This window comes from Citrobacter sp. SX206, assembly GCF_024181025.1.
Lineage (GTDB): Bacteria > Pseudomonadota > Gammaproteobacteria > Enterobacterales > Enterobacteriaceae > Citrobacter > Citrobacter youngae.
Map to the genome: position 1 here is coordinate 2,727,187 of NZ_CP049738.1, position 18,363 is coordinate 2,745,549.

General features: G+C 51.7%; 15 protein-coding genes. 6 read left to right on the top strand and 9 right to left on the bottom strand.

Annotated elements, in window-relative coordinates; all coding sequences use genetic code 11:
• Positions 1-227 precede the first annotated feature (227 nt).
• The 3 genes from G8S19_RS13480 (at position 228) to G8S19_RS13490 (ending at position 5,971) form a co-directional block, all read left to right on the top strand.
• Entirely contained in the window at positions 228-1,292 is a 1,065-nt protein-coding gene (locus G8S19_RS13480) for an acyltransferase family protein (protein ID WP_115643518.1), read from the top strand.
• 119 nt (positions 1,293-1,411) lie between these two features.
• Positions 1,412-4,858 carry a transcription-repair coupling factor gene (mfd, locus tag G8S19_RS13485; RefSeq protein ID WP_115643519.1) on the top strand — a complete coding sequence of 1,149 codons (3,447 nt, stop codon included), beginning with the start codon at positions 1,412-1,414 and terminating at the stop codon, positions 4,856-4,858.
• Between the two features lie 147 nt (positions 4,859-5,005).
• Positions 5,006-5,971: a L,D-transpeptidase family protein gene (locus G8S19_RS13490; RefSeq protein WP_061067736.1), complete on the top strand. Its 966-nt coding sequence runs from the start codon at positions 5,006-5,008 to the stop codon at positions 5,969-5,971.
• An 83-nt stretch (positions 5,972-6,054) separates the two neighbouring features.
• Here G8S19_RS13490 and bhsA read toward each other — a convergent pair whose 3' ends face one another.
• Positions 6,055-6,312, bottom strand: coding sequence for a multiple stress resistance protein BhsA (gene bhsA, locus G8S19_RS13495; RefSeq protein ID WP_040231961.1), 258 nt, complete (start codon positions 6,310-6,312; stop codon positions 6,055-6,057).
• Positions 6,313-6,555: 243 nt separating this feature from the next.
• On the opposite strand from bhsA, the gene comR reads away from it, so the two are divergent.
• The gene (gene comR, locus G8S19_RS13500; RefSeq protein ID WP_253685368.1) at positions 6,556-7,191 is read left to right on the top strand and encodes a TetR family copper-responsive transcriptional repressor ComR; all 636 of its coding nucleotides are present in this window, start codon (positions 6,556-6,558) and stop codon (positions 7,189-7,191) included.
• 253 nt (positions 7,192-7,444) lie between these two features.
• The gene (locus G8S19_RS13505) at positions 7,445-9,625 is read left to right on the top strand and encodes a TonB-dependent siderophore receptor (protein WP_253685370.1); all 2,181 of its coding nucleotides are present in this window, start codon (positions 7,445-7,447) and stop codon (positions 9,623-9,625) included.
• Positions 9,626-9,681: 56 nt separating this feature from the next.
• On the opposite strand, the gene G8S19_RS13510 is transcribed toward G8S19_RS13505, so the two are convergent.
• From G8S19_RS13510 to hinT, 8 genes are all read right to left on the bottom strand, one after another.
• Positions 9,682-10,221: a glycine zipper 2TM domain-containing protein gene (locus tag G8S19_RS13510; RefSeq protein WP_048211960.1), complete on the bottom strand. Its 540-nt coding sequence runs from the start codon at positions 10,219-10,221 to the stop codon at positions 9,682-9,684.
• Positions 10,222-10,389: 168 nt separating this feature from the next.
• On the bottom strand, positions 10,390-11,694 hold the full coding sequence (ndh, locus tag G8S19_RS13515) for an NADH-quinone dehydrogenase (RefSeq protein WP_048211961.1): 1,305 nt from the start codon (positions 11,692-11,694) through the stop codon (positions 10,390-10,392).
• A 236-nt stretch (positions 11,695-11,930) separates the two neighbouring features.
• A complete protein-coding gene (gene ycfP / locus G8S19_RS13520; RefSeq protein ID WP_061067733.1) occupies positions 11,931-12,473 on the bottom strand; it encodes an alpha/beta hydrolase YcfP in 543 nt (180 codons plus the stop codon).
• 21 nt (positions 12,474-12,494) lie between these two features.
• Positions 12,495-13,520 carry a beta-N-acetylhexosaminidase gene (gene nagZ / locus G8S19_RS13525; protein ID WP_124021656.1) on the bottom strand — a complete coding sequence of 342 codons (1,026 nt, stop codon included), beginning with the start codon at positions 13,518-13,520 and terminating at the stop codon, positions 12,495-12,497.
• Between the two features lie 10 nt (positions 13,521-13,530).
• Entirely contained in the window at positions 13,531-14,355 is an 825-nt protein-coding gene (gene thiK, locus G8S19_RS13530) for a thiamine kinase (RefSeq protein ID WP_124021655.1), read from the bottom strand.
• Positions 14,336-14,968, bottom strand: a complete 633-nt coding sequence (lpoB, locus tag G8S19_RS13535; protein ID WP_048212601.1) for a penicillin-binding protein activator LpoB — start codon at positions 14,966-14,968, stop codon at positions 14,336-14,338. The genes thiK and lpoB overlap by 20 nt, the downstream gene beginning before the upstream one ends.
• A gap of 22 nt (positions 14,969-14,990) precedes the next feature.
• On the bottom strand, positions 14,991-15,365 hold the full coding sequence (locus G8S19_RS13540) for a YcfL family protein (RefSeq protein ID WP_048211964.1): 375 nt from the start codon (positions 15,363-15,365) through the stop codon (positions 14,991-14,993).
• Positions 15,366-15,367: 2 nt separating this feature from the next.
• Positions 15,368-15,727, bottom strand: a complete 360-nt coding sequence (gene hinT / locus G8S19_RS13545; RefSeq protein WP_005121105.1) for a purine nucleoside phosphoramidase — start codon at positions 15,725-15,727, stop codon at positions 15,368-15,370.
• A 348-nt stretch (positions 15,728-16,075) separates the two neighbouring features.
• On the opposite strand from hinT, the gene fhuE reads away from it, so the two are divergent.
• Positions 16,076-18,262, top strand: a complete 2,187-nt coding sequence (fhuE, locus tag G8S19_RS13550) for a ferric-rhodotorulic acid/ferric-coprogen receptor FhuE (protein WP_219352506.1) — start codon at positions 16,076-16,078, stop codon at positions 18,260-18,262.
• The last annotated feature ends 101 nt before the right edge of the window (positions 18,263-18,363 follow it).

Sequence of the window (18,363 nt, forward strand, 5' to 3'; positions counted from 1 at the left end):
GTATATAAGCGAAAGCAGAATGGGTAAATGACTGAACCGTAAGTGTTCGTCAGCACTTGTCCTAAAAGTATAAATAAATCAATCCGCTAAAGTTATCTCTCTTTCCTTAAGTCCAGCTCCCTGATCTTTATCTTAAAAAAACAAAATGCAGACAGTTACGCATTACAGCCCACCGCGAGTTGCGCAGGATGGCAGGCTATAGCAATCAATATGGATACGCCGTCTCGATGATTAAAAAAGAACTATGGATTAATCAGATCAAAGGGTTATGTATTTGTCTGGTGGTAATTTATCACTCGGTAATCACGTTTTACCCACACCTCACTACGTTTCAGCATCCGCTTTCAGAGATACTGAGCAAATGCTGGATTTACCTGAACTTGTACCTGGCGCCGTTTCGCATGCCGGTGTTTTTCTTTATTTCGGGGTATCTGATCCGTCGCTATATCGATAGCGTCCCGTGGACAACCTGTCTGGATAAACGAATCTGGAGCATCGCCTGGGTGTTGGTGCTTTGGGGAGTGGTACAATGGCTGGCGTTAGTCGCGCTCAATAACTGGCTGGCCCCGCAGCGCGATCTGAACCATACCGCCAACGCCGCCTATGCCGGTTCGATCAGTGATTTTACCCACGGGATGCTCACCGCCAGCACCAGCTTGTGGTATCTGTACGCACTGATTGTTTATTTTGTTTTGTGTAAGCTTTTCAGCCGCTGGGCGGCGCCATTGTTGGCGTTATTTGTCGTGTTGAGCGTGGCGATCAATTATGTCCCGACGCCGTGGTGGGGAATGAACAGCGTCATTCGTAACCTGCCATACTACAGCCTCGGCGCGTGGTTTGGTGCAACGCTGATGGCATGGTTCAAAGAGGTTCCCCTGCGCCGCCATTCTGTGCTTTTTCTGGTTAGTACAATCGTCGCCGCCGTTGCATGGCTGGCAAATGTTTCACTATTACTTTCTCTTCTTTCCATTGTGCTGATCATGAAGCTGTTTTATCAATTTGAGCTGCGCTTTGGTATGCGTGAGTCCGGCCCGTTAAGCGTGATTGGCGCCAATACCATCGCCATCTACACCACCCACCGTATTCTGGTTGAGCTGTTCAGCTTAACGCTAATCCCCAAAATCAATCATGCCGCCTGGCCTGCATATGCAGAGCTGGCCCTGCTGCTGGTGTATCCGTTCGCCTGCCTGCTGCTGTGCACCTTGTTTGGCCTGTTAGTGCGTAAAATTTCACAAAAAACAGTGGCCGACCTGCTCTTTTCCCCGCCTTCCTTATCGGTCGTTTCGCGCTAACCCTAACGCGCTTTTTGCCCCCATCAGGGGGCGAATCAATTTGCTTATGAGAAACGATCACGGATAATAAAGAAACATTGCTTATCAGACGTATATCCAAACGAGATCCTGACAACCGAATGCCTGAACAACATCGTTACACGCTTCCAGCAAAAGCTGGCGATCAGCGCCAGTTGGGTGAACTTACCGGTGCCGCCTGCGCGACGCTGGTCGCCGAAATAGCTGAACATCACGCGGGGCCAGTGGTGCTGATCGCGCCGGACATGCAAAATGCACTGCGTTTGCATGATGAAATTCGTCAGTTTACCGACCAGATGGTGATGAATCTGGCTGACTGGGAAACACTGCCCTATGACAGTTTTTCCCCACATCAGGAAATTATCTCCTCGCGACTCTCCACGTTGTATCAACTGCCTGCGATGCAACGCGGTGTGCTGATCGTACCGGTCAACACGTTGATGCAGCGCGTCTGCCCGCACAGCTATCTACACGGTCATGCACTGGTGATGAAAAAGGGTCAGCGCCTGTCGCGTGATGCCCTGCGTGAGCAACTGGACAGCGCCGGCTATCGCCATGTTGATCAGGTCATGGAACACGGCGAATACGCCACGCGCGGCGCGTTGTTGGATCTGTTCCCGATGGGCAGCGAGCTGCCTTATCGCCTTGATTTCTTTGATGACGAAATCGACAGCCTGCGCCTGTTTGATACTGACACCCAGCGCACGCTGGAAGAAGTCGACGCCATTAATTTGCTTCCCGCACACGAATTCCCGACTGACAAAACGGCCATCGAGCTGTTCCGCAGTCAGTGGCGCGACACCTTTGAGGTTAAACGCGACGCCGAACATATTTATCAGCAGGTCAGCAAAGGCACGTTACCTGCGGGTATTGAATACTGGCAGCCGCTATTTTTCAGCGAGCCGTTGCCGCCGTTGTTCAGCTACTTCCCGGCCAATACGCTGCTGGTGAATACCGGTGATATCGAGACCAGCGCAGAACGCTTCCAGGCCGATACCCTGTCACGTTTTGAGAATCGCGGCGTTGATCCGATGCGCCCGCTTCTGCCACCTGAATCACTGTGGCTGCGGGTGGATGAGCTGTTTTCTGAACTGAAACGCTGGCCGCGCGTTCAGCTAAAAACCGAGAGTCTGGCGAACAAAGCTGCGAATACTAACCTCGGGTTCCAGAAGCTGCCGGATATCGCCGTGCAGGCGCAGCAAAAATCACCGTTAGATGCGTTACGTAAATTCCTTGAGAGCTTTACCGGTCCGGTAATTTTCTCAGTGGAAAGTGAAGGTCGCCGTGAAGCACTCGGCGAACTTCTGGCTCGCATCAAAGTTGCGCCGAAGCGGATATTGCGTCTTGATGAAGCCGCAGACAATGGTCGTTATTTGATGATTGGTGCAGCCGAGCATGGCTTCATCGATAGCAAACGCAATCTGGCGCTGATTTGTGAAAGCGATCTGCTGGGTGAACGCGTGGCGCGCCGCCGCCAGGATTCTCGTCGTACCATCAACCCGGATACGTTAATTCGTAACCTCGCGGAGCTGCATCCGGGGCAACCCGTCGTGCACCTTGAGCACGGCGTGGGTCGCTATGCCGGTATGACCACGCTGGAAGCGGGCGGCATTACCGGCGAATACCTGATGCTCACCTACGCCAACGACGCCAAACTGTACGTGCCGGTGTCGTCACTGCATCTGATCAGTCGCTATGCGGGCGGTGCAGAAGAGAATGCGCCGCTGCATAAACTGGGCGGCGATGCCTGGTCGCGCGCCCGGCAGAAAGCCGCCGAGAAGGTACGTGACGTCGCGGCGGAGTTGCTGGATATTTACGCCCAGCGTGCGGCGAAAGAAGGCTTTGCCTTTAAGCATGACCGCGAGCAGTACCAGCTGTTTTGCGACAGCTTCCCGTTTGAAACCACGCCTGACCAGGCGCAGGCGATTAACGCGGTACTCAGCGATATGTGTCAGCCGCTGGCCATGGACCGCCTGGTGTGTGGCGATGTCGGCTTCGGTAAAACCGAAGTGGCGATGCGCGCCGCCTTCCTCGCCGTAGAGAATCACAAGCAGGTTGCCGTGCTGGTGCCGACCACCCTGCTCGCCCAGCAGCACTTCGACAACTTCCGCGATCGTTTTGCCAACTGGCCCGTGCGCATTGAGATGCTGTCCCGTTTTCGTAGCGCCAAAGAGCAAGCGCAGATTCTGGAGCAGGTTGCCGAAGGTAAAATCGATATTCTCATCGGCACGCACAAACTGCTGCAAAGCGATGTGAAACTCAAAGATTTGGGTCTGCTGATTGTCGATGAAGAGCACCGCTTCGGTGTCCGTCACAAAGAGCGTATTAAAGCAATGCGCGCCGATGTCGATATTCTGACGCTGACCGCAACCCCGATCCCGCGTACGCTCAATATGGCGATGAGCGGCATGCGCGATCTGTCGATCATCGCCACACCGCCCGCTCGTCGTCTGGCGGTCAAAACCTTCGTACGCGAATACGATAGCCTGGTGGTACGCGAAGCTATCCTGCGTGAAGTGCTGCGCGGCGGGCAGGTCTACTATCTGTTCAACGATGTTGAAAACATCCAGAAAACCGCTGACAGGCTGGCAGAGCTGGTACCGGAAGCGCGAATCGGGATTGGACACGGGCAAATGCGCGAACGCGAGCTGGAACGCGTGATGAACGATTTCCACCATCAGCGCTTCAACGTGCTGGTGTGTACCACCATCATCGAAACCGGGATCGACATTCCAACCGCTAACACCATTATTATCGAGCGCGCTGACCATTTCGGGTTGGCACAATTGCACCAGCTACGCGGCCGCGTGGGACGCTCACACCATCAGGCCTATGCCTGGCTGTTGACGCCGCATCCAAAAGCGATGACCACCGATGCACAAAAACGCCTTGAGGCAATTGCATCACTGGAAGATTTGGGTGCAGGTTTTGCGCTAGCCACTCACGACCTCGAAATTCGCGGCGCGGGGGAACTGCTGGGCGAAGATCAGAGCGGTTCGATGGAAACAATCGGCTTCTCACTATACATGGAACTGCTGGAGAACGCGGTTGACGCGCTAAAAGAGGGACGCGAACCGTCACTCGAAGATCTCACCAACCAGCAAACTGAAGTCGAGTTGCGGATGCCGTCACTATTGCCAGATGACTACATCCCCGATGTGAATACGCGACTGTCGTTCTACAAGCGCATTGCCAGTGCGAAAGGCGAAAACGAGCTGGAAGAAATTAAGGTCGAGCTGATAGACCGTTTTGGTTTGTTGCCTGACCCGGCCCGTACGTTGCTGGATATTGCCCGTTTGCGCCAGCAAGCGCAAAAACTGGGTATCAGAAAGCTAGAAGGCAATGAAAAAGGCGGGACGATTGAGTTTGCCGAGAAGAACCACGTCAACCCGGTGTGGCTGATTGGCTTACTGCAAAAGCAACCCCAACACTTCCGTCTGGATGGCCCAACCAGGCTGAAGTTCATGCAAGATTTAGCTGAGCGTAAAACCCGTATCGACTGGGTACGTCAGTTTATGCGTCAACTGGAAGAAAACGCCATAGCATAGCGTTCCGGCCGGGTGAGCACGGTGCTTGCCCGGCCGATGAATTTACAAACTCTTTGCACTTCCCTGCACTTCCCGACACAGCAAACCGCCATAATTCCTGTTTACTTTTACATAATAAAAACCACGTAAAAACAATGGATTTAGGTGATGTTAAACAATAAACGACTCTCTCGCTGGCTAACGCTTTTTACGCTCGCGGCGACCGTCGCATTAGCGCTCCCGGCTCAAGCGAATACCTGGCCGCTCCCGCCGCCAGGCAGCAAACTGGTGGGCGAAAATGCCACTCACGTTGTCGAAAACAACGGCGGATCGCTGGAAGCCATTGCGAAAAAATACAACGTCGGCTTTTTAGCGCTGCTGCAGGCTAACCCCGGCGTCGATCCATACGTACCTCGCCCGGGCAGTGTTTTAACCATCCCATTGCAAACTCTGCTACCGGATGCCCCACGCGAAGGGATTGTCATTAACCTCGCCGAACTGCGTCTTTACTATTACCAGCCAGGGACAAAATCGGTGACCGTGTATCCCATTGGCATTGGCCAGTTAGGCGGCGACACCCTGACGCCAACAATGGTCACCACCATCTCTGATAAGCGTGCTAACCCGACCTGGACACCAACAGCGAATATCCGCGCACGGTATAAAGCCAATGGTATCGACCTCCCTGCCGTAGTACCTGCCGGGCCGGATAACCCGATGGGCCATCATGCAATCCGCTTAGCGGCTTACGGCGGTGTGTATTTGCTGCATGGAACCAACGCGGATTTTGGCATCGGTATGCGTGTTAGTTCCGGGTGTATTCGCCTGCGTGACGGTGATATTGAAACCTTATTCCGTCAGGTTACGCCGGGAACCAAAGTGAACATCATCAACACGCCGATTAAAGCCTCAGTTGAACCTAACGGTATGCGCCTGGTTGAAGTACACCAACCGCTGTCAGAAAAGATTAATGACGACCCGCAGTTACTGCCAATCGTGTTGAATTCATCAATGCAGAACTTTAAAAATGCGGCACAAACAGACGCAGCGGTGATGGAACATGCAATGGAGCTACGTTCAGGCATGCCTGTAGACGTGACGCGCCATCACGATGCTCCTGCACAAACGCTGTAAATTCAGGCCATAAAAAAACCCCGCCGGTTTGTTCCCGCGGGGTTTTTTATTGAATTCGCAGTGGCATTGCGAGGGCTTACAACTTATTTATAGATAACTGCAGTCCCGTGAAGGGTGTTAGGACCGGTAACAGAAGTAATACGGAATGACTTCGCCCCCATTTCATCTGCTTTCTGTGCCAGTTGATCTTCCAGAGAACCTAAATTAGTCCCGGCGTTGGCGGAGATAATACCGACTTTCTGTTGGCCTGCAGGTGTAGCCTGAACTTCAACAGCGGCAAAGCTTGCAAATGAAAGTGAGCTCAGGACAGCAGCGACAAAAAGAGTTTTTACGTTTTTCATGATAGTGACCTTTAGCAGATGAATGTGTGCCGTAAGCGATTAACTTAACGATCGATAGATAAATCATAGATGTGATCCAGGTCACACGTCAACATTTTTTTATAACGATTGTTATTTAAAGTACAAAGGTCTTATTTTTCATATCAATAGCATTGAATTATTTTTATCTTGAATGCACTGGAGTGTCTGCGCGATTATTTTTATAATGGTTATTCAATAAACCCAACAAGGTACAACGGCACCATGACAACTGAAACGACAGGTTGTGCAAAAAAAAGCCGTGGCCGACCAAAAGTGTTCGACAGGGAAGCCGCGCTTGATAAGGCCATGACACTCTTCTGGCAGCACGGATATGAAGCGACATCGCTCGCCGATCTCGTAGAAGCAACCGGGGCAAAAGCGCCTACGCTGTATGCAGAATTTACCAATAAGGAAGGACTGTTTCGTGCCGTGCTGGACCGCTATATCAGTCGCTTCGCGGCAAAACACGAAGCCCAACTGTTTTGTGAAGAAAAAAGCCTCGAATCTGCACTTGAGGACTATTTCACCGCCATAGCGACCTGCTTCACCAGTAAAGACACGCCTGCGGGATGTTTCATGATTAACACATCCGCTACGCTGGCCGCCTCCTCCCGGGACATTGCGCACACGGTTAAATCCCGTCACGCCATGCAGGAACAGACGCTGGCTCAGTTTCTGCATCAACGACAGGAAAAGGGTGAAATACCAGCACACTGCGATGTACAAAAGTTGGCTGAATATCTGAACTGTATTTTGCAGGGTATGTCGATCAGCGCCCGCGAAGGAGCCTCGTTCGAAAAACTGATGCAGATCGCGCACACCACATTACGATTGTGGCCTGAACTGATTAAAAATTAACCACTTCCACACTACCCACGTCTTAATGTCATCACCGGGAGCTTACGCTGCTCCTGGTGGAAACGGCACATCTTAACCCCTACATTCTTTATTGTTTTCATTGGGTTAATGCATTTATTTTGTAAAACACATTGATAATGTCAATCATTATCAGCAATATTCGCATTTGTTTTAATACCCGTTTCATAATGTAACGATCGGTTTCCATGCCGTAAAAATAAAAACAGGCCAACAAATTTTATAAGGAATACAAATGAATAAGCATCTCTGGGTGCTCAATCCTCTGTTACTGTCTTTAACCCTACCGGCAATGGCGGCAGAAGAAGAAGATCTCATCGTCAGCGCCAACCGGAGCCAACGCACCGTGGCAGAAATGGCGCAAACGACATGGGTTATCGAAGGCAGAGAGATTGAACAGCAGGTTCAGGGGGGAAAAGAGCTTAAAGATGTTCTGGCTCAGTTGATCCCCGGAATCGACGTCAGCAGCCAGGGACGGACCAACTACGGGATGAACATGCGTGGTCGCGCCATCGTTGTGCTTATTGACGGTGTTCGTCTCAACTCTTCCCGCACCGACAGCCGCCAGCTCGACTCCATTGATCCGTTTAATATTGCACACATTGAAGTTATCTCCGGGGCAACATCGCTGTATGGCGGCGGAAGTACCGGTGGTTTGATCAACATCGTTACCAAAAAAGGTCAGCCTGAGCGTGAAGTTGAACTCGAACTGGGCAACAAAAGCGGTTTCAACAACAGTAACGATCATGACGAGCGTGTTGCCGCCGCAGTGAGCGGAGGAACCGACCGCGCATCCGGACGCATGTCTGTCGCTTATCAACGGTTTGGGGGGTGGTATGATGCCAACCACGACGCCTTAATGCTCGATAATACCCAAACCGGTCTGCAGCATTCCGATCGCCTGGATCTGATGGGTACCGGGACGATTGAGCTTGATGACAACCGCCAGCTGCAGCTGGTTACGCAGTACTACAAAAGCCAGGGAGATGACGACTACGGACTGGATCTCGGCAAGAACATGTCTGCCGTGACGGGAACCGGCAACGCTCATACCAGCAGCGGTCTCAATTCCGACCGTATCCCCGGCACGGAACGGCATCTGATCAGTCTGCAATATTCCGATGCCAATTTCTTCGGCCAGAATCTGGTCAGCCAGATCTATTACCGTGACGAATCACTTAAATTCTATCCCTTCCCTACGCTGAGCAAAGGTAAGGTCACCAGTTTCTCCGCATCACAGCAGGATACTGACCAGTTTGGTGCCAAAATCACCCTCAACAGCCAGCTGATGGAAAACTGGGAACTGACATGGGGTATCGACGCCGATCACGAAACATTCGATTCCAATCAAGAATTCTTCGATCTGGCTTATTCCCTCCCCTCTGGCGGTATGGATAACCGAACGGCCTACACCACCGGGCGCTATCCCGGTTACAGCATCACCAACTTCGCGCCTTTCCTGCAAAACAGCTACGACATTAATGACATCTTTACGCTCAGCGGCGGTATCCGCTACCAGTGGACTGAAAACCGCGTTGATGATTTTGTCGGCTATACGCAACAACAAGGCATCGCAACGGGTCTGGCGAACTCTGCTGATAGTATCCCGGGTGGCAAAGCAGACTATGATAACTTCCTGTTTAACGCGGGCATCCTCGCACACCTGACCGATCGCCAGCAGACCTGGTTCAACTTCTCTCAAGGTGTGGAACTTCCCGACCCCGGAAAATACTACGGCAACGGTACCTACTCGCTGGTTGGCGATCATTATCAGCTCCAGCGCAGTGTTAACGTAGCGGATTCACGTCTGGAAGGCATTAAAGTTAACTCTTACGAACTGGGGTGGCGCTACACCGGCGATAACCTGCGTACACAGCTCGCCGCTTACTATTCCACGTCTGATAAATCGATCGTCGTTAACCGCAACGATATGACCATTAACGTACAACCCGACGATCGCCGGATTTATGGCCTTGAAGGCGCGGTGGATTATTTCATTGCTGATACAGACTGGAGTCTGGGAAGTAACTTCAACATCATTAAATCGGAAGTGAAGCAAAACGGTAAATGGCAAAAATGGGATGTCACTCTGGCTTCGCCATCTAAAGCAACCGCATGGGTTGGCTGGGCGCCAGAACCGTGGTCTCTGCGAGTACAGAGTCAGCAGACATTTGACCTGAGCGACGCCAGTGGCAACAAGCTGGATGGGTACAATACGATGGACTTTATCGGCAGCTATCAGCTCCCGCTGGGTAAACTGACCTTTAGCGTTGAGAACCTGCTGAATGAAGAGTACACCACCCTATGGGGACAGCGTGCACCGTTACTCTACAGCCCGACTTATGGCAGTCCATCCTTGTATGAATACAAAGGTCGGGGTCGCACCTTTGGTTTGAACTATGCCTTAACCTTCTGATAAAAAAAGCCCCCCAGCCTGAGCGATGGGGGGCTAATATTCATGATAACGCTATTTTACGCCTTGTTATTCAGAACCAACTGGCCGTTGTTATCCAGCGGAATTTGCGTACCGGGATCTTTATCCATGCGGATTTTGCCCTGCTGATCGCCAATTTTATACGTTACGTCGTAGCCCAGCATTTTTTCTGATTTGTCATACACTGTTTTACAACGTTGTTGTGTGGTTGTGTACGTATCGTTTTCCTGCATTGACCCCTGAATCTGGTTACCTGCATAACCGCCACCTAGCGCACCAGCAACGGTCGCAATGTCTTTGCCGCGGCCACCACCAAACTGATGACCAATTACGCCCCCGGCAACCGCACCCAGCACGGAACCGGCAATACGGTTTTCATCCTGTACAGGTTTACGGTGAGTAACCGTTACGTTACGACATTCCTGGCGCGGTGTTTTTACCGTTTCTTTAATCGGTGTTGCAGAGACGACTTGTGCAAACTGTGGGCCACGCTCAAAAACGTTTAGACTGGCCACCGCTGCCACACCCAGCGCAGCAGCTACGCCAATCCCTATACCCGCCAACATTGATTTATTCACGGGACTTCCTCCTTTTTTGCTATTAGCAACAACTTTGCAACAGAAGGTAAATAATGCCAATCAGATTACGGATGAAAATCGCGGAGAAAGGGGGTAAAGCAGCATGATTCAGAGAACTCTGAAAGAAAGTGCCGGATGAAGCATTCCATCCGGCATTATAAGCCAGTATTAGTGCAGTTTAAGACGCGGACGAATCACCCGGTTAATGCTGCCAACCAACATCATCAGGCCGGTTTTGAAGTAACCATGCAGCGCAATCTGGTGCATACGGTACAGTGAAATGTAGACAAAGCGTGCAATACGCCCTTCCACCATCATTGAGCCACGCGTCAGGTTGCCCATCAGACTGCCCACGGTAGAGAAGTTGGAGAGAGAAACCAGAGAACCGTGATCTTTATACTGATACGCTTTTAGCGGTTTACCGTTCATCTGCGCCAGAATGTTGTTCATCGCGCAGGATGCCATCTGGTGCGCAGCCTGGGCACGCGGCGGCACAAAACCCCCTTCCGGACGCGCGCAGGAAGCACAGTCACCAATCGCATAGATGTCCGGATCACGCGACGTCTGCAGGGTTGGTTCAACCACCAGTTGGTTGATACGGTTGGTTTCCAGACCACCAATCTCTTTCATAAAGTCTGGCGCTTTGATACCTGCTGCCCACACCATCAGATCAGCTTTGATGTACTCGCCATCTTTGGTATGCAACCCACCTTCGTCAGCGCTGGTGACCATCGTCTGAGTCAGTACACGTACGCCCAGCTTGGTTAACTCGTTATGCGCGGCGCTGGAAATACGCGGCGGCAACGCTGGCAAAATACGTTCACCGGCTTCCACCAGTGTGACGTTCAGCGCTTCGTTGGTCAGCCCTTTATAACCATAGCTGTGCAACTGTTTTACCGCATTGTGCAGCTCAGCGGAGAGTTCTACCCCCGTTGCACCACCGCCGACGATAGCGATATTCACTTTGCCGTTCGCGCCCAGGTTTGCAGAATATTTCAGGAACAGATTCAGCATTTCCTGGTGGAAGCGACGCGCCTGGTGCGGGTTATCGAGGAAAATACAGTTCTCTTTGACGCCCGGCGTGTTGAAATCGTTGGACGTACTGCCCAGTGCCATCACCAGCGTGTCATATGGCACTTTACGCTCAGGGACCAGCAGATCGCCTTTCTCGTCTCGCAGCTCAGCAATCGTGATGGTTTTCGCTTCACGATCGATATCCATCACCGAACCCAGCTGGAACTGGAACCCATGGTTACGGGCATGCGCCAGATAGCTCAGCGCATCAACACCTTCATCCAGCGATCCTGTTGCTACTTCGTGCAGCAACGGTTTCCACAGGTGGCTGTGGTTTCTGTCTACCAGCGTGATTTTTGCCTTTTTCTTACGACCCAGTTTTTTACCCAACTGCGTCGCCATTTCCAGTCCGCCAGCACCGCCGCCGACAATCACGATCCTTTTCAATGGTGTAGTCAACGTGACCCCCTCAAATTTATTAACCAATTGTTAATTAAAAGTTATGTATATAGCCTTTAATTAACAACAAGTTACGATATTGAAAATGTTCCTCGAGACTGAGAATAACACGAACGGTGCATTGGTCATACCAAAATTGATGTGCATCAAGTTTTGATGTTGAAAAGATAGACAACCCAGACTTTTAGGACAAAAAAACCAGCCCGAAGGCTGGTTTTTTAAACGCTCAGTAAAGATTAACCTAACGTCTTGAACGCTTTGATTCGCTGCAAATGCGGGGAGATGTTTTTGAATTTATGGGTTTGTTCTTCATCCCATACAATTTCATAGTAATGATGCAGCTCCTCCGATGAACGCTGGCTGTTCAAGGCTTCATCATGGCGTGACAGAATAACCAGGCAGCGATCGCGATTTTTCTCGCGGAAGTTGGTCACACATTTTGTGGCGATATCAGCATACTCTTCCGGCCTGTCGATTTTCCCTTCCATATTCTCATACGGGAACAGGTTAGGGTTAAACACCACCTGACGAATATCACACAGGAAACCAATTCGTTCTGCCCAATATCCCCCGAGCCCGACGCCACAAATCAGCGGTCGGTCGTCGACATTAAGCTGCAGCATTTTGTCCACTTCTTTCAGCAGATGCTGCATATCATGTTTAGGATGCCGCGTACTGTAGCTAATCAGCCTGACATCCGGGTCAATAAATTGCAGTTGCAATACTTTCTCGTGGTTGCCCGGACTGTTAGAGTCAAAACCGTGTAAATAGATAATCATCGCATCCTCGCCAAACGTGCGTTAATGACCTGCTTTCTCTTCCTGCCAGCGCTCATGAAGCTGGTTGAGCTGGGCGCTTACCGTCTTCCAGCGTGCCGAGTCCATCAGTTCCTGACGTGAAAATGAACCTTTATGATACAAACGTGTAACACGTTCTGCATTGATCGGCGACAGATTATCTAACACACTGACCGCTCCCTTACGATTATTGCAGACCAGGATCATATCGCAACCTGCATCCAGCGATGCCTGTCCACGCTGGGCGTAGCTCCCCATAATCGCCGCACCTTCCATCGACAAATCGTCGGAGAAAATCACGCCGTCAAAACCCAGCTCCTGACGCAGTACCGTTTTTAACCAGTGTGGCGAGCCGCTCGCCGGGCGCGGGTCCACATCACTGTAGATGACGTGCGCAGGCATAATGGCATCCAGTTTGTTTTCAGTGATTAACGTCTGGAATACCGACATATCTTTCGCGCGGATCTCGGCTTCTGAACGCGGATCGGTTGGCGTTTCTTTATGCGAATCCGCCGTCACTGCACCATGTCCGGGGAAGTGTTTACCGGTCGTTTTCATTCCGGCCGCATGCATGCCATCAATAAAGCGGGTTGCCATCGCTAACGCTTTTTGCGGATCGGCATGGTAAGAGCGCTCGCCGATTGCTGCGCTGATATGCCCCACATCCAGAACGGGCGCGAAGCTAATATCAATATCCATCGCGATCATTTCACTGGCCATCAGCCATCCAGCTTCCTGAGCCAGTTTGCCCCCCTCTTCCAGCCCATGCAGTGCAGCAAAAGATTGCGCCGCGGGCAGACGGGTAAAACCTTCACGAAAGCGCTGGACGCGCCCCCCTTCCTGATCCACTGCCACCACCAGATGATTACGCGATGCCGCGCGGATCTGGCGCACTAATTCACGCAACTGCTCCGGGTCATGATAATTTCGGGTAAAGAGGATCAACCCACCTACCAGCGGATGCGCCAGAATCTCACGCTCTTCAGCGTCCAGCTCATACCCTTCGACATCCAACATTACTGGGCCCACACTGCTCTCCTTATCCTTTCATTGTTAGCTGCCGCCAGGTTTCATCGGCCAGCCTGATAAATTGTCGATCGCCGGTTTGTTGCCAGCGATACTCAAACCACCCCGCCTTCAGCATCATTATCCAGATTTGCCATCGCCTGACCTGTCGCCAGAGCGCATCTTGCTCAATATGCGCTCGTTGGCCGTAGGCGCTAACCAGCCGTTGGTGCTGGGACTCATCGCTGACCCATACCGCCGCCAGTTCCAGCGCGATATCACCGTCGCCGGCATATTCCCAGTCAATCAGCCGCAGCCCTGAGTCTGTACGTACGATGTTGTCGCCGTGGACATCCATATGCAGCGGCCCCAGGCGCAAAGGTCGAGGCTCACCGCTTTTTCTTAGCCGCTTCAGGGCGCGCAACCAGCATGACGTACGACGTGCTGGATCGCTACACTGCCAGTACTGCTCGAGTAGCGGCAGCAGGCTGATTCGCCAGCCGAATCGGGGCTGCTGGTGCAGATGATACAATAAGCCAGCGAGTTCGTCGGCGTCCGGTAATCTGGATTCTACCTTACCGTGAAAAAAGTCGACGACCATCCATCCGCGCGTATAAAAGCGAGGACGCGGCGCAAGACTTTCTGGCAAATGCTTTAACGCATGATAGTGGCGTAAGAAATGCGATTCTGGCGCGTAAGGATCGTGATGACAGCGCAACACTAAACGGTGGGCTTGATGTTCGATGATGCAGCTCCCGCCGCTTAGGCCGCTCTGGCTGGCTGCGACGGGATGATACTGCGGGAAATAGCGCGACAGAACTTCATCGCGCGTCAGTTTGTTATTGTTGCTGAACAGCACCTTTACCTGACCAGATTATCTCGCCAGTTTGTACCAGCATTAATTGCATTTGCAGCGCAGGTGAATTGACGTTACCGGAAGCGCTGGAATAGAGCACATACTGCGCGCCAACGTTACGGGCAATACCAATCGCTTTGCTGCGTGTTCCCAGGCTGTCGTTAGGCGACAGACCTAACTGCTGCTTGGCTACTGCCAACTGCTGCGCAGAAACCAGGGTAAATTTACCATTATTCGCCAGCGCATTTCGCAAAGTCTCGGTGGCTTCACCCGCGTTTAACGAGCCGTTGGTACGGTTATTTACGCTATCAACCAGCAGAACGCCCCCTGCTTTCACACCCTCAGCTTGCAGCATTTTGCCGACCATCGGCTGCATTGCCCCGTTCCAGTCATAATGACGCTGACGTGGGGTTGGCTGCGCCGTTTGGTCCTCGTGTTCAATCGGACCCGGCTGCTGCGGTATGGTTGGCACCGTTGGTACAACCGGAACTGGCTGTTGCGGCTGCACGGGTTGTTCCGGTACTGGCTTCACTTCCTCTACCGGCGCGGGCTCACGTTGAGCCACACAACCAGAGAGAAACATCGCCAGCGCGGCAATCAATGCGTAGCGATTCATTTTGATCTTCAAGATTCACCCCTTACAAATAAAGATAAAGCCTAACCTTGTGCGCCCCCAGATAATTGGCGCTGCCGTACAGCGTTACCGACGAACGAGCCGGGATAGTCATGCTGCGTGGCGCTTCCAGAGGGTGCATCTCCAGCCCTCTGGCGTCATACCAGTAAAACCGATAATGAACGGTAACGGGTTCTTGTCTTTCGTTATAGAGTCGTGAGGATGCTGAGGCCTGAATATCAGACGTTGTTAATTCAGGCGGCTCTGCGGTGATACCCGCCGCCAGTACTGTTGATTCCATCACCAGAGACTGTTCATCACTGACCGGAATTTCCGGGTGTGAACGGCAGCCAGCCAGCAACAGCAGACCCAACGTAAGCGCAATGCATCCTCTGGTCATTTTTAAAGACCTTTATGCGCGAGCATTGGACCAAGCGCACGTCCACCCAGCAGATGCATATGAATGTGATACACCTCCTGACCGCCGTGACGGTTGGTATTCATAATCAAACGGTATCCATCTTCGGCAATGCCTTCCTGCTCAGCGATTTTCGCCGCCACTGTGATCATTCGTCCCAGCGCCTGCTCATGCTCTGCCGTCACATCGTTGACGGTTGGGATTAAAACGTTCGGGATGATCAGAATATGCGTTGGTGCCTGAGGTGAAATATCACGAAACGCAGTGACCAGTTCATCCTGGTATACGATATCCGACGGAATTTCACGACGAATAATTTTGCTGAATATAGTTTCTTCTGCCACGACGTTTTCCTTTTTCATTAAGAGCCCATGCGTTGTGCCATGCTACGCCGGGTGACTCTGCGAGTATAGAGTATGAGCGAGTTACTCACGCTCTTTCAACTTTAACCCTCGATTTTTTAAGCAAAAAGCCCTGCCAGCGCTGTTCTTATAACCATTTCCCGGCGCTATCGCTCAGACATAGTACTGAAACAATATTTCATTTATGCGTAGCATTTGTTTACACATTGAATATGAATGCGTATATTTCGCATTTGCATTCTCATGCAAGAAAAATAATTAACAGCCAAAGGGTTCATTACGCAGTCACGTGATTTGAACTTAATATTAATAATTATCAAGGACTTTCCGATGTCTTTCACAACACACTACAGGGACGAACAGCATCGTTCTGCCATTGTCCCATCCCTCCTGGCAGCCTGTATTACGGCTGCGTTATTGCCTTGTACCAGCCTCGCCGCCTCCGCAGAAGAGACCGTGATCGTTGATGGTTCAGCCTCCGCCACATCCAGTGATGAGCAGGATTACAGCGTTAAATCGACATCCGCAGGCACAAAAATGCAGATGACACAGCGAGATATCCCGCAATCTGTCAGCATCGTCAGCCAACAGCGTATGGAAGATCAGCAACTCCAGACACTGGGCGATGTGATGGATAACACCCTGGGGATCAGTAAAAGCCAGGCGGACTCTGATCGCAGCAGCTATTTCTCTCGCGGATTCCAGATCGATAACTACATGGTCGATGGGATCCCGACCTATTTTGAATCCCGCTGGAACCTCGGCGATGCCCTTTCTGACACGGCATTGTTTGAACGTATCGAAGTGGTCCGTGGTGCAAACGGGCTGATGACCGGGACGGGTAACCCTTCAGCCTCCATTAACATGATCCGTAAGCATGCCACCAGCCGTGAGTTCACGGGGAATGTCTCCGCGGAATACGGCAGCTGGAATAAACAACGCTATGTGACCGATCTGCAAAGCCCATTGACGACAGACGGCAACGTGCGTGCCCGCATCGTGGCGGGTTATCAAAATAACGATTCCTGGCTTGACCGTTACAACAATGAAAAAATGTTTTTCTCGGGGATTGTCGATGCCGATCTGGGCGACACCACCAGCCTGTCAGCAGGTTACGAATACCAGCGTATTGATATCAACAGTCCGACCTGGGGCGGCTTGCCGCGCTGGAATACCGATGGCAGCAAAAACAGCTACGACCGCTCGCGCAGCACCGCGCCGGACTGGACTTACAATGACAAAGACATCAACAAAGTCTTCGTGTCACTCAAACAGCGTTTCGCGGATACCTGGCAAACAACCCTGAATGCCACACATTCCGAGGTCAAGTTCGACAGCAAGATGATGTACGTCGACGCTTACGTTAATAAAGCTGACGGCACACTGATCGGTCCCTATGGCAACTATGGACCGGGCTATGATTACGTGGGTGGAACAGGCTGGAACAGCGGCAAGCGTAAAGTCGATGCCGTCGATCTCTTTGCCGATGGTGGCTACGACCTGTTTGGTCGTCAGCATAACCTGATGCTGGGCGGCAGTTACAGCAAGCAAAATAACCGTTATGAGAGCTCGTGGGCGAATGTTTTCCCCAACGAAATCGGCAGCTTCTATACCTACAATGGTAACTTCCCGGAAACCAACTGGAACCCGCAGTCATTGGCTCAGGACGATACCACGCACATGAAATCGCTGTACGCCGCGACACGCATTTCTCTGGCCGACCCATTGCATTTGATCGTCGGCGCGCGCTATACCAACTGGCGTATCGACACCTTGACCTACAGCATGGAACAAAACCACACCACGCCCTATGCGGGTCTGGTTTATGACATCGATGATAACTGGTCCACTTACGCCAGCTATACCTCTATCTTCCAGCCGCAGAACAAACGCGACAGTTCCGGTAAATATCTCTCCCCTATTACCGGCAACAACTACGAGGTTGGTCTGAAATCAGACTGGATGAACAGCCGTTTAACCACCACCCTCGCCGTATTCCGCATTGAGCAGGATAACGTGGCGCAATCAACCGGCGTACCAATCGCCGGTAGCAATGGGGATACGGCCTTTAAAGCGATGGATGGAACTGTCAGCAAAGGCGTTGAATTCGAAGTGAACGGTGCGATCACGGATAACTGGCAGATGACTTTCGGCGCAACGCGGTACGTTGCGGATGACAACGACGGCAATGCCGTCAATCCGAACCTGCCGCGTACTACAGTAAAACTGTTCACCCGTTATAACCTGCCTGCCCTGCCGGCACTGACCGTGGGGGGCGGAGTTAACTGGCAGAATCGAGTGTATAGCGATACCGTGACGCCATACGGCACGTTCCGTGCAGAACAGGGAAGCTACGCGTTGGTGGATTTATTCACTCGCTACCAGGTAACGAAGAATTTCGCCCTCCAGGGCAATATCAATAACCTGTTCGATAAAACCTACGATACCAATGTCGAAGGCTCTATCGTCTATGGTGAGCCGCGTAACGTCAGCCTCACTGCCAGCTACCAGTTCTGATAATACCCAGTCTGTAAAGTATCCACCTGCATGTCGGGTGGATTTACTGAAAAGCTAAAAAGCAAAAAGCCCGCTCAAGTTTCCTTAAGCGGGCTTCTTAA